Source organism: Vibrio sp. AH4 (assembly GCF_030710545.1).
Taxonomy (GTDB): Bacteria; Pseudomonadota; Gammaproteobacteria; order Enterobacterales; family Vibrionaceae; genus Vibrio; species Vibrio metoecus.
In genome coordinates, this window is record NZ_JALAIV010000001.1 from 743,657 (window position 1) to 755,533 (window position 11,877).

At 50.7% G+C, this 11,877-nt stretch carries 10 protein-coding genes; 3 read left to right on the top strand and 7 right to left on the bottom strand.

The window, feature by feature from the left end; all coding sequences use genetic code 11:
- Positions 1-29 precede the first annotated feature (29 nt).
- From MKA69_RS03570 to MKA69_RS03585, 4 genes are all read right to left on the bottom strand, one after another.
- On the bottom strand, positions 30-1,637 hold the full coding sequence (locus tag MKA69_RS03570) for a glycoside hydrolase family 3 N-terminal domain-containing protein (RefSeq protein ID WP_305847507.1): 1,608 nt from the start codon (positions 1,635-1,637) through the stop codon (positions 30-32).
- A gap of 28 nt (positions 1,638-1,665) precedes the next feature.
- Entirely contained in the window at positions 1,666-2,649 is a 984-nt protein-coding gene (locus tag MKA69_RS03575) for an ABC transporter permease (protein WP_005524291.1), read from the bottom strand.
- A gap of 14 nt (positions 2,650-2,663) precedes the next feature.
- The gene (locus MKA69_RS03580; RefSeq protein ID WP_305847508.1) at positions 2,664-4,145 is read right to left on the bottom strand and encodes a sugar ABC transporter ATP-binding protein; all 1,482 of its coding nucleotides are present in this window, start codon (positions 4,143-4,145) and stop codon (positions 2,664-2,666) included.
- A gap of 63 nt (positions 4,146-4,208) precedes the next feature.
- Positions 4,209-5,288 carry a substrate-binding domain-containing protein gene (locus MKA69_RS03585; protein WP_305847509.1) on the bottom strand — a complete coding sequence of 360 codons (1,080 nt, stop codon included), beginning with the start codon at positions 5,286-5,288 and terminating at the stop codon, positions 4,209-4,211.
- 289 nt (positions 5,289-5,577) lie between these two features.
- Between MKA69_RS03585 and MKA69_RS03590 the strand changes: the two genes are divergently transcribed.
- Positions 5,578-6,366, top strand: coding sequence for a helix-turn-helix transcriptional regulator (locus MKA69_RS03590; protein ID WP_000096333.1), 789 nt, complete (start codon positions 5,578-5,580; stop codon positions 6,364-6,366).
- A gap of 41 nt (positions 6,367-6,407) precedes the next feature.
- On the opposite strand, the gene greB is transcribed toward MKA69_RS03590, so the two are convergent.
- Positions 6,408-6,890, bottom strand: coding sequence for a transcription elongation factor GreB (greB, locus tag MKA69_RS03595; RefSeq protein WP_000850497.1), 483 nt, complete (start codon positions 6,888-6,890; stop codon positions 6,408-6,410).
- 242 nt (positions 6,891-7,132) lie between these two features.
- Between greB and MKA69_RS03600 the strand changes: the two genes are divergently transcribed.
- Complete coding sequence (locus MKA69_RS03600) at positions 7,133-9,454, top strand: Tex family protein (RefSeq protein WP_305847510.1); 2,322 nt, start codon at positions 7,133-7,135, stop codon at positions 9,452-9,454.
- Positions 9,455-9,547: 93 nt separating this feature from the next.
- Here the strand turns inward: MKA69_RS03600 and MKA69_RS03605 are convergent, their stop codons facing one another.
- Both MKA69_RS03605 and bioH read right to left on the bottom strand, forming a co-directional pair.
- Positions 9,548-10,018: an ATP-dependent Lon protease gene (locus MKA69_RS03605; RefSeq protein WP_305847511.1), complete on the bottom strand. Its 471-nt coding sequence runs from the start codon at positions 10,016-10,018 to the stop codon at positions 9,548-9,550.
- Between the two features lie 248 nt (positions 10,019-10,266).
- A complete protein-coding gene (bioH, locus tag MKA69_RS03610) occupies positions 10,267-11,028 on the bottom strand; it encodes a pimeloyl-ACP methyl ester esterase BioH (protein ID WP_305848221.1) in 762 nt (253 codons plus the stop codon).
- Between bioH and MKA69_RS18185 the strand changes: the two genes are divergently transcribed.
- Entirely contained in the window at positions 10,964-11,824 is an 861-nt protein-coding gene (locus MKA69_RS18185) for a phosphoribosyltransferase family protein (protein ID WP_371131853.1), read from the top strand. The genes bioH and MKA69_RS18185 overlap by 65 nt on opposite strands.
- The last annotated feature ends 53 nt before the right edge of the window (positions 11,825-11,877 follow it).

The window sequence follows — 11,877 nt, forward strand, 5'->3', positions numbered from 1 at the left end:
CTGATAAGCTCAAAATAACTGTGTTATTTTTACTCGACGCGACTCACTGCACAACCCTGAGCTGGCAATGCTTCGCCAGTCAATACAAGGGCGGCAGCAAACGCGCTCTCGGGTCTTGCGGAGTGCGCGCACAGATAATGCTGTACTTGAGGGTATTGCAATACGTCGTAAGGGCTGCGCAAAGCAAGCACCACCAGATTGGAGAAATCCTGAATCAACTGCTGCACTCTGGCTTGTGCTTCCGTTTGAGCGAAATCCTCTCCCGGTAATGGATGATTTTCGGTCACCACCACCAAATACCCGTTTTGGATCAGCTCAAGCTGATCAAGGGTAATCGGCTGCCAGTCTGCATTCAGCGCATTTAATGCCTGACATAAAGCGCTAAATGCGGGCAGCGCTTGGTTAGGGCCTATGCCGCGTGGGTTCATTAAATTGTGATAGTTGGATGAAGGCGTCGCGTTGAGTAGGTAAAGTTTCTTGTCACTTAAATCTAAGCCACCACGCACCCAAGTCACAGCGGCTTGAGAAACTTCGGCCGCCACTTTCTGATTATTAAGAGTGTTCCACTCACCATAAAGTGCCATAGGCACCAGTTTTTCCAGTTTGAGACGTACCACTTTTTCCAAGGCTTGATCAATCACCGATTCTGCCAGCACACCTTGCTCAACGGCATCGATCACGCCATGAATCATCGCTAATTGCTTATCAAGATAAGCATCGGAGTGATCGTAATGTTCTTCAGAGAGCATAATCATGGTAATGCCCGCCTGCACCGCTTTTACCGCCGCATCCACTGGCGTGTAGTGGTTTACAATCGCGCCCATGTTCATGCTGTCTGAAATGATAACGCCATCAAAGCCCATATCTTGACGCAGCACTTGCTGCAAAATCGTCGCCGATAAGGTTGCGGGCGCATTGGCATCCAACTGTGGGTAGAGAATATGACTGGTCATCACCAGATCCACACCCGCATCAATCGCGGCTTGGAATGGCGCTAAGTCATTGAGTTTGAGTTCTGCGTAAGATTTATCCACGCGTGGAATATCACGGTGAGTATCACCATGCGTATCTCCGTGACCGGGGAAATGCTTCGCACAAGCCGTGATCCCACCTTGATGCAACCCACGCACCGCGGCCGCTGAGTGTAGAGCGACTTTCTCCGGCTTGTCACCAAACGAGCGAGTGTCAATAATCGGTGATGCGGGGTTTAAGTTCACATCACAGCAAGGACCAAGAATGCAGTTAAAACCCGCCCCACGCATCTCTTCACCAAACACTTGATACATGCGTTCAGTACCAATTGTTTGATCTGACACTCCTAACGCTAAATTGCCCGGCCCCGTGGTGGATTCGCCCACCAACACGCCCCATGCCCCTTCTTGATCGACACCCAGCAGCAAAGGCAAACGCTGATGTTGATCGAGGATCTGTTGCAAGCCTCGGTTTAGCTCTTGTGCCTGCACAAAAGTTTCAGCGTTATCTTGGCTTAAATAGCAGCCGCCTAGGTTGTATTCCGCAATCATCTGCTGCGCCGCCTGCGCCGATTTACCGGGAAACGCCAAGATAAAAAGTTGACCGACTTTTTCCTTTAGGCTCCATTTGGCAATCTGCTCAGTGATCTGTTGTTGGTTTACCATTGTCTATTCTCCTTAATTTTTTGTGCTGCTATTTTTTACGCAGCTGACGAATCTGTCCCATGGTGAAGGTTACGGCGACAATGACGATGATGCCGCGCAGGATTAATTGCTGGTCAACGTTAAGCCCCATCAAGATCAATCCGTTATTCACCATGCCCATGATCAGCGCACCAATCACCGAGCCAATCACCGTCCCTTTACCGCCAAACAAGCTGGTTCCACCGATAATGACTGCGGCTATCACCAGCATCAGGTCACTCTCACCCAAGGTGTAACGAGCGCTGTAAAGACGACCGGAATAAAGAATGCCCGCTAATGCAGCGAGAAAGCCGTTGAGCATCAGCACATACAGCTTGATGCGATTGACGTTGATCCCTGAATACATGGCCGAGACTTTATTACCGCCCGTTGCCAGCACATGCTTGCCAAAAGTGGTATTACGCAGCACAAAAGCGCCCACTGCCGCAACCAATAACGTCCAGATAAACAACACCGAGAAGGGGCCGATATCACCAGAACCGAAAATGAAAGCGTAAGTGTCGTTATCAATCGGGATGGATTGCAAAGACGTAGACCAACGAGCAATCCCCGTGATGATGCCGGTGGTACCTAACGTGACGAGAAAAGACGGAATGCCAACTTGAGTGACAAAAATGCCATTGATAAAACCAATCATAGTGCCAACCAGTAACGCAGCCGAAACCGCCATTAAAATGCTGTCGGTTTCTTGCAAGGTCAGCGCGGAGACGATGGCCGCCAAGGCCACTGTTGCACCAAAGGAGAGATCAATTTCTGCCGCGCTGAGGACAAAAGTCATCCCCACCGCCATGATTGCGATAGTGGCCGTTTGACGTGCGATGTTCATTAAGTTCACCGAACTCAAAAAGCCTTTATCGTGCAACATCACCGAGAAGAAGATGAAGATGCCGACAAACACAAAGTAGATAATATAGTCGCGCCACTGAATCGGCTTTGCCTTTGGCGTTGGTTTGGGAATGGTTTTTTCGCTCATAGCTGATTTCCTTATTACTGGACGGCCGCCAGCAACTCCTCTTCTGTCATTCGTTGTCCCTGGATTTGCTTCACAATCCGGCCTTTATTCACTACATAAATCACATCGCAAAAACTGCCCACTTCGGCGTATTCACTGGAGACAAAAATCACTCCATTGCCTTGTTGCACATACTGGTTCACGATTTTCATAATTTCGTATTTGGCATTGATGTCGATGCCAAATGTCGGGTCATCAAGCAACAGCACTTTGGCTTGAGTGGATAAACACTTCCCAATCACCACTTTCTGCTGGTTGCCCCCTGAGAGATAACGTACCGCCTGCGAGGCACCGGAGGTTTTCACGCCTAAGCGACGAATCGCGGTATCCACAATGTCTTGCCCTTGATGTTTATCAATCACCAAGGAGTGGGAGATGCGATCAAAAGAGGCCATCAGTAGGTTATCGAACACAGAAAAATCGAGCACTAATCCTTGAGAGCGTCGCTCTTCCGGCACCATATTGATGCCATTTTCAATCGCATCCCGCGGGGAACGGATCTGAACTGGTTTTCCCTCCACCAGCACTTCGCCCTTCACTAAAGGAGTTAAACCGTAGATAGCTTGCAAAATTTCCGTGCGACCACTGCCGAGCAAGCCCGCCAAGCCCACGACTTGTCCCGGCATCACTTTGAGCGAAATCGCATCTAATTCTTCGGTGGTCACATCACGCAGCTCAAGGAGTGGTGTTTTTTGGCCATCAATCGCCGGGCGCTGCCACTCAATTTGGGTATCACTTTTGTTGCCCAACATGGCTTCCACCAAAGCATCGACGGATGTTTTTGATGTAGGCGTTTCCAATACGCTATAGCCATCACGCAACACAGTCACTGCATCGCAAATCCGCAGAATATCCGCCAAATAGTGCGTGATGTAGATGATGCTGATCCCACTCGCTTTGAGTTTTTCGATCACTCGAAACAGCTCATTAATTTCATTGTTAGACAGTGAAGCGGTAGGTTCATCGAGCACGAGAATTTTGGCATCCAACGCAAGTGCCTTGGCAATTTCCACCAATTGCTGCTCACCCAAACTCAATGTTTCCACTCGTTGGCTCGGGTCTATTTCAAGCCCCAACAGCTCTAACAGCGGTTTGGATTGGCGCTCACGAGCACGGTTAGAAATCAGGCTGCGGCGAGCGGTTGGATGGTTCAGAAAAATGTTGTCGGCGATGCTCAACGTCGGGACGAGGCTGAGATCCTGATAGACCATCGCAATCCCCGCCGCTTGCGCCGCTTTGGGCGATGAAAAGGTTACCGCTTGTCCAAAGAGACGAATTTCACCACCATCACGAGCATGGAAACCATTAATCAGCTTCACTAAGGTGGATTTCCCAGCTCCGTTTTGTCCCACCAGCGCATGGACTTCCCCCTGTTTTAAGGTGAAATCGACACCTTTCAAAACCGGAGTACCATCAAACCCTTTTTTGACGCCGCGGGCTTCAATTGCATTGCTCACATCGACTCTCCCTGTCTTGAGTCAAACTCGGTCTGCCAGCCATCTGGCAGACCGCTTGTACACTTACTGCTTCAACGCTTTTTGCACCGCTTCTGGCGCAGGACGACGCAGAGCCTGCGGCCAAGCCTCCAACAAGTTGTCACGCGTTACCGCACTGGCTCCCACGGTCACAAACGGTGGTGTGGGTTGTTCGAGTTTTGCTAATGCACCCATTCGCGCCAACGTTTGGCCTAAGTCATAAGGCAAGTCAGTCACAATGCCCGCCACATTACGTTGCTTAGCCATGTCCAACGCATTCGCTGCGCCTAGATCCATGGTGATCACTTTGATGTCTTTACGACCCGCAGCACGAGTCGCCGCGACCACACCTTCAGCAATGCTGTCCCAAGGGGCATAAATAGCTTTAATGTCAGGATATTGAGTAATCATGGCCGAGGCGATGACTTCGCCGTCGTTGGCGTTAGCAATGCCGCGTTTTGCGACCACTTCGATGTTCGGGTAGCTCTGTTGCAAATTAGCCAATGCCGCTTCATCACGTTGATTGGTCACGTAGTAGTTAGCTTCGTGGTAGATAAAACCGACTTTGCCTTTTTCATCCACTGCATCCGCGATGAGATCCGCTGCGATTTTGCCCATCTGTGATAAATCGTCGGTCACGATACCGGCGTAATCTTTGCCATGCTCAAAACCACTCGGCAGGTTACTGATCAACACCAACTTACTACCTTGTTCCACCGCCGGACGAAATGCCGCAGCACCGGATACCGGATCCACCACTAAGGAGATCAAAATATCGGGCTTCATGGCCATCGTGGTTTCTACATCGGTTTTTTGTTTGTTGGCATTAAATTCCGCATCGGTCACCGCCACGACTTTAATGTTGAGATCGGAGAACTTGTCCTTAGCACCTTCAATCAGAGCGTTCGACCAATCCGACGTGCTGTGCATCAAAATCGCAGCGGTATAACCTGCCGCGCGCACTTGCTGCTCTTGTTCAGTCGATAACACCACATCGGTATACGGCGTTGCGGCCTCCCCCATCGGGCCTTTGGTTTCTGTCACAGCCATCGCATTGCTGCTTAACGCCATTAATAGACTGATACTCGCGACTCGACAGGTATTAACGATTCCTTGTTTGTTCATCTCCCTTCACCTTAATTAGGTATTATGTGAGTATTAATATAGGTGTTTTGTAGGTATTTAGTGCGATCAAGATCGCGACATGCAACGATCACAAAGTGATAACAATCACAACCCTGAGTAATAATTGAGCATTTTGTTGTTTGGACGCGAAGTATCAGCATGATGAATGGAATCACACCCCGATCACTCAGAGTGAAAATCACAAAGCGCAAAAAGAAAGATGCTGACTAGGTAAAAGATAGGTATTATTTGCCAAGCCCCCTCACCACCACAGAGACTATTTCGGTTTATGAGCTCCCTTGAAGTACAACGCATGAGTCTGACCAGCAGTATGTATCATCAACTGTTGGCGCAGCATGACATCTATTTTGTCGCGTTTGATGCCAAGGAGCAGATTGTTGCCAGCAACTACCCTGTCGCAACCTTAACCTTGGAAAGTCTGGATGATTTGGTGTTCTTGGTTGGCCCCATGTACAGCGCACAAATTCGTGCTTTTTTGCGCCATGAGCGTGAAACACTGGAGTTTGATGTGGCCAATTTGCACTTCAGCATGTGCAAACTGAGTGATGCAGGACACGCTTTAATCTACTGCCTACAGATTGAGGCCAAAGAGAAACAGCCTCTTGAACCTAAGCTCTCGGCGATCGAACAGGATTATCAGATCATCCATGAGCTTTCCGAATCACTCAATCTGCTCAGTCATGCCGGAGAAACTCAACTTCCAGAGCATGTGCAGCAGGAAATTCGCGATAAACACTTGCCGGAAGTCGAAAAGCGCTGGCAACAATTGCAGGATCCCAGCCTCAAGCTGTGCTTGGAAATCGTCAAATCCAATATGGAAAACTTGCTAGATGACCACAGCGGCATGAACAGTCGTCTTCTGGAAGTTTTGACCCCATCCGAGCTGCAAGTGGCTGAATTTATTCGCAGTGGCATGTCGAGCCAAGAGATCGCCAGCACGCTCAATGTGGCGCGGAAAACGGTCGAAAATCATCGCAATAGTCTGCGTAATAAGCTGGGCATCACCAATCGCGGAGTGAACTTACGTAACTACCTACTGAGTCTGGAAAAGCGTTAATTACGCCTTTAACCTCTCAGCACACAAAAGAAAAAGGGGAATCACTCCCCTTTCTCGTACTCAATCGAATTGATAAACCACTCTTTCATGCCCGTTGGGGTGTGCACCTGAAACTCTTCATCCACTTGCTTTTTGAGTAGCGCACGCGCCATCGGGGAATCAATCGAGATGTAATCTTTGGCATCGCCGTAAATCTCTTCGGGGCCGACAATGCGAAACTTCTTCACTTCTCCGGCTTCGTTTTCAATTTCCACCCAAGCACCGAAAAACACTTTGCCCTCTTGCTGCGGTGAATAATCAACGATTTTCAGCTCTGGCAGCAACTTACTCAGGAAGCGTACACGACGGTCAATCTGGCGCAGCAGACGTTTGTTATAAGTGTAATCGGCGTTTTCTGAGCGATCGCCAAGGCTCGCCGCCCAAGAGACTTTTTGGGTGATCTCGGGACGTTGTTCTTTCCATAAATAGTCGAGTTCTTGCTTGAGCTTGTTATAGCCAGCTCGGGTAATCAGCTTAGTTTTCACACGGGATTCTCAACAAAATAGGGTTGCGCGAAAAGTACCGATTTTTCGCGCGCTTTGCCAGTCAGGGCAAAAGATTTGACTGAAAGCTCTCAAAAGCCAGCGGTAGACATGGTATTAATAGCCGCCTGCTGCGGGCAGAGCGTGATCCATGGCTCAAACTCCTCGTCCATTCGAGCTTTGAGCTGGAGTCAGGCGTAACTGCCCCCATATAAACCGAAAATGTCAAAAAGAGACCACCACGGATGAGCAAAGCTATCTGCCACCAGATTGCTCAAGAACTGAATGTTCGCCCTGAGCAAGTTATCGCTGCCGTCACCCTGATCGACGATGGCAATACCGTTCCTTTTATCGCCCGTTACCGTAAAGAGGTAACCGGAGGGTTGGATGATACCCAACTGCGCAACTTGGATAGCCGTCTTGCTTATCTGCGTGAGATGGATGACCGTCGCCAAACCATCCTCAAATCGATTCAAGAACAAGGCAAACTCACCCCTGAGCTGGAGCAGGCGATTTTAAGTGCCGACAGCAAAAACCGCCTTGAAGATCTCTATCTGCCTTACAAGCCGAAACGCCGCACCAAAGGTCAAATCGCGATTGAAGCGGGTCTTGAGCCGCTGGCCGATACGCTGTGGACACAGCCTAACACTGACCCTGAAAGCGAAGCAGCAAAATACATTAATGCCGAGAAAGGCGTCGCCGACAGCAAAGCCGCACTGGATGGTGCACGCGCTATCGTGATGGAACGCATCGCGGAAGATGCCAACCTACTGGAAAAAATCCGCCAACATCTCAATCGCAACGCGGAAATTGTGTCGCGCGTGGTCGAAGGCAAGGAGCAAGCAGGCGAGAAATTTAAAGATTACTTTGATCACCGCGAACCGATCAGCAAAGCACCTTCGCATCGCGCATTAGCGATGCTACGTGGCCGTAACGAAGGCTTCTTAACTCTGACGCTGAATGCCGATCCTGAATTGGAAGAGAGTGCTCGCCAATCCTACTGCGAAACTCTGATTGCTGAACATTACGGCATTCATTTGAGTCAAGCGACGGCCGATGCGTGGCGCAAGCAGGTGATCAGCTGGGCATGGAAGATCAAAATCTCCATGCACATGGAAACCGAACTGATGAGCGCGATGAAAGAGCGCGCGGAAATCGAAGCGATTGAAGTCTTCGCCACCAACTTAAAAGATCTGCTGATGGCGGCCCCGGCGGGTCCTCGCGCGACACTGGGCCTCGATCCGGGTCTGCGCACCGGCTGCAAAGTCGCCGTGGTTGATGCAACCGGTAAAGTGCTAGCAACCGACACCATTTACCCACACGCACCACAGCATCAGTACGATCGTGCCATGCAGTCTATCGCTCTGCTGGTGAAAAAGTTCAACGTGGATCTGATTGCGATTGGTAACGGTACTGCGTCGCGTGAAACTGACGCTTTTGCGGCGGATTTGATCAAGCGCGGCAACCTCAAAGTACAAAAGATCATGGTCAGCGAAGCGGGAGCATCGGTGTATTCTGCTTCTGAACTGGCGGCAAAAGAGTTTCCGAATCTGGATGTGTCATTGCGCGGCGCAGTCTCTATCGCGCGTCGTCTGCAAGACCCGCTAGCGGAGCTGGTGAAGATCGACCCGAAATCGATCGGAGTTGGCCAGTATCAACATGATGTAAGCCAAACCCTGCTTGCGAAACGTCTTGATGCGATTGTTGAGGATTGTGTAAACGCCGTGGGTGTGGATGTGAATACCGCTTCGGCAGCGCTACTGACTCGCGTTGCGGGACTTTCTGCGGCACTGGCGCAAAACGTGGTCGATTATCGTGATGAAAACGGTCGTTTTGAGTCACGCAGCGCCCTCAAAAAAGTACCGCGTTTGGGGCCTAAAGCGTTCGAACAGTGTGCTGGCTTCCTGCGCATTATGGATGGCAAAAACCCGCTCGACGCTTCAGCGGTGCACCCAGAAGCGTACCCGGTAGTGAAAACTATCGCCGAGAAAAACAGCAAAGATCTGAAAGCGCTGATTGGCAATACCGAGTTCCTGCGCACTCTGCGCGCGGTCGATTACACCGATGAAAACTTTGGTGTACCCACCGTCACCGACATCATCAAGGAGCTGGATAAACCGGGGCGTGACCCGCGTCCGGAATTCAAAACCGCGACCTTTGCTGAAGGCATCCATGAGGTGTCGGATCTGGAAGTGGGCATGGTGTTGGAAGGCGTGGTCTCTAACGTCGCCAACTTTGGCGCGTTCGTGGATATCGGCGTCCATCAAGATGGCTTAGTGCACATTTCTGCGTTGACCGATCGCTTTATCTCGGATCCGCGTGAAGTGGTTAAAGCCGGTGACATCGTCAAAGTCAAAGTGATGGAAGTGGATGTACAGCGTAAGCGTATCGCTCTTTCGATGCGCTTAAACGATGAGCCGGGACAAGATAACCGTAGCCAACGCAGCGCTGCACCACGGGGAGGGCAAGAGCGCCGCGCGCCGCGCCGTGATGAACCGCAAGGTAATACACTGGGTGGCGCGATGGGCGGTGCGTTTGCTGCCGCTTTCGCTAAAGCGAAGAAATAGCAGCGATAAACGCATTTCATCATGATGTAGCCGTTAGGCCGCATAAAAAGATCCCCACCGAAGTGGGGATTTTTATTGCGCGAGATAACTCACCTACAAAACTGCAATCACCTCTGAAGGTGTGTTGGGTGCCACTGCGTGACCATAATAGTATTTGATCACGACACGCCGGCGCGCCATTTTGCCTTCTGTTATCGCCGCATCAATGATGTGCTTAGGTAAGCGAAAACGCATCGCATAACCTTTGCCTTGTTCTTGGCTGTACGAAGCGAGAGCGAGCAGATCAAACAATCGCTCGAGCTCACTTTTCGGTTCATCGTGGTGGGAGGTATGCGCCTCCGTTTCGCCGCCGACTTCGTAACGTGGGTGCTCAGCAGGATCCCACGATGGTTGCTTGCGACGCTTATCATCCTCTTTGATCTTACGTTCAGCGTTCGATTTGGCCAGTTGTACGGTTGGCGTCACTGGCTCGCGAACGCGGTTGTCGCGTGCGGCCTGCTCCGTTTGCACGTTCACTGATGGGGCGATCAGCGGCACACTGACATTGGTCGGTGACACTAGCATAGCCGAAACCTCCTCAGCTTCGCCCACCCTCGGCTTTCACTCCGGGTTAGTCTATTTATCGACCAGTCGAGAAAATGATTAAGTCAAATTTTGGTCAGCGCGACAAAATTCACACTATACCCAAACTACTTGGAGTTGCAGGTAGGCGGCAAGTGAGTGAATCCCCATGAACATAGACAAGCTATGTGATTGGGGTGAATGAACGTAGCCAACACCGCTGCAGCTTCAAGTAGGAAGGGGATATGCCTCTAACGAGTCGCAAACTCGACAAGTTGCTGACAAAACGCCTCCGCCTCAGTCATAAACGGCGCATGAGAAGATTGGTCGAAAATGAACGCTTCACTGTAAGGCGCTAAATGGTTCAAATCACGGGCAACTTTCGCGGGGACTAACCCATCCAACCGACCATATAGCCGCAGCATAGGCACGTTGATGTGTTGTAGCTCGTCACGCAAATCTACTTCGGCGAGCATAGTCAGCCCCGCCAACAAGGATTGCGGGTTAGGCATAGGGCGCGACAACACGGCCAGTTTAAGCGCTTTCACATCTTGGCGTGCACTTGGGCTACCCATAGCTTGCAGCGCCATAAAACGTTCAATGGTCAGCTGAAAATCGGCCACCAGCTGATCGGTAAACGCGGTCAGCACATCCGGTTGAATACCACGCCAGTTTCCCTGCGCCGCAAATTTGGGCGAGGAAGCGACCGTCACCAATTTGCTGACATAGTCTGGGTGGTGGAGCGCCATGTGCGTGGCGACTAAACCCCCTAGCGACCAGCCTACCCAAATCGCGTTGTGCGGTGCATGCTCTAACAAGGCTTGAGCGATCTCTTCCAAGCTCGCAGCATGTTGCTCGGCACTATGGCCATAACCGGGTAAGTCCACTACATGTACTTGAAAATAGCTGCTCAAGGCTTCTGCAGTTTGCTGCCACACGGCACCGTTCATACCCCAGCCATGCACCAACACCAAATCTTGTCCTTGCCCACTGACTTGCCAATACAACGCCATGGTCACAGTTTCTCCGTCTATTTCCATCTTCATCACTGCTGCCAATCGGCAAGATGGAGTAAATTGCTCTGATTCTTGGCTCGCTATGTTAACCAATTGGCTCAGAAAAACCACCACACCACTACTGACTCCGGAATGCCATCTCTGCAGACTGACGCTCGATAAAAATTCGCCGTTTGGGATCTGCACCGCCTGCCAAGCTTGGCTTGAACACGGTTATCGCTGCGCTTGCTGCGGTTTACCGACTCTTACCCCAGTCGAACAGTGCGGACAGTGTCTGCATCAGCCTCCGCCGTGGCGAAAACTGATGTGTGTCGGTGATTACCGCTTTCCACTCAGTGATGCGGTGCATCAACTCAAATATCAGCGCCAGTTTTGGCAAGCGCCACGCTTGGCTAATCTGCTCGCAACAAAAATTAGCGAGCCCGCCCCTTTGTTGTGCAGTGTTCCGCTACATTGGCGGCGACGTTGGCAACGCGGTTTCAATCAAAGTGATCTGCTGGCGCGCGAGTTAGCACGCTCACTCAATACTCACTATGACCCTTTGTTGTTTGCACGCCGCCGAGCCACACCCCACCAACAAGGGCTCAGCAAAGCGCAGCGAATAAAAAATTTGCGTGATGCATTTACACTAAATCATCCACCAAACCAACAACATGTAGCGATTGTGGATGATGTTGTCACTACGGGTAGCACCATCCGACATTTATGTGATTTACTGCTTGATGTCGGCGTACAAAGCATCGATATTTACTGCATCTGCCGCACTCCCGAGCCGAAAGACAACCAAGGTTGACGTTTTTTAACGCAAAAGGGCTGGATCATCGCTAACTCAGGAGTAGAATGGTG

Coding starts and splice junctions, on each gene's coding strand:
- MKA69_RS03570 (WP_305847507.1), bottom strand. CDS start 1,637: ATGGTAAACCAACAACAGATCACTGAGCAGATTGCCAAATGGAGCCTA.
- MKA69_RS03575 (WP_005524291.1), bottom strand. CDS start 2,649: ATGAGCGAAAAAACCATTCCCAAACCAACGCCAAAGGCAAAGCCGATT.
- MKA69_RS03585 (WP_305847509.1), bottom strand. CDS start 5,288: ATGAACAAACAAGGAATCGTTAATACCTGTCGAGTCGCGAGTATCAGT.
- MKA69_RS03590 (WP_000096333.1), top strand. CDS start 5,578: ATGAGCTCCCTTGAAGTACAACGCATGAGTCTGACCAGCAGTATGTAT.
- MKA69_RS03600 (WP_305847510.1), top strand. CDS start 7,133: ATGAGCAAAGCTATCTGCCACCAGATTGCTCAAGAACTGAATGTTCGC.
- MKA69_RS03605 (WP_305847511.1), bottom strand. CDS start 10,018: ATGCTAGTGTCACCGACCAATGTCAGTGTGCCGCTGATCGCCCCATCA.
- bioH (WP_305848221.1), bottom strand. CDS start 11,028: ATGGCGTTGTATTGGCAAGTCAGTGGGCAAGGACAAGATTTGGTGTTG.